This is a genomic window from Streptomyces millisiae (assembly GCF_031845425.1).
Taxonomy (GTDB): Bacteria; Actinomycetota; Actinomycetes; order Streptomycetales; family Streptomycetaceae; genus Streptomyces; species Streptomyces millisiae.
The window spans coordinates 1-447 of the sequence record NZ_JAVREM010000315.1 but is presented as its reverse complement, the minus strand read 5'-3'; the positions used below and the strand labels follow the sequence as shown (position 1 = coordinate 447).

At 67.6% G+C, this 447-nt stretch carries 1 pseudogene; it reads left to right on the top strand.

Annotated elements, in window-relative coordinates:
• Positions 1 to 447 (top strand): annotated as a pseudogene (locus RNC47_RS36850) (steroid C27-monooxygenase); the annotation flags it as partial.

Genomic DNA, 447 nt, shown 5'->3' with positions numbered 1-447 from the left:
ACGTCAAGTACGTCTCCACGCACCCGGAGTAGTTCTCCTCGAACACCCACACCGCCGTCATCCGCTTCAACCAGACGAACAGCCGCGACCAGATCGAGCTCCAGAAGCTGATCATGCTGAACATGGACCCGCCGGAGCACACCCGGGTCCGTCAGATCGTCCAGCGCGGCTTCACCCCGCGCGCGGTGCGCTCGCTGGAGCAGGCCCTGCGGGCACGGGCCCGTTCCATCGTGGAGACCGCGCACGCGGGGGCAGCGGCCGGGGCCGACGGCTCGTTCGACTTCGTCACGGACATCGCGGTGGAGCTGCCGCTCCAGGCGATCGCCGAACTCATCGGCGTACCGCAGGAGGACCGGTCCAAGATCTTCGACTGGTCGAACAAGATGGCCGCGTACGACGATCCCGAGTACGCGATCACCGAGGAGGTCGGCGCCGAGGCGGCGATGG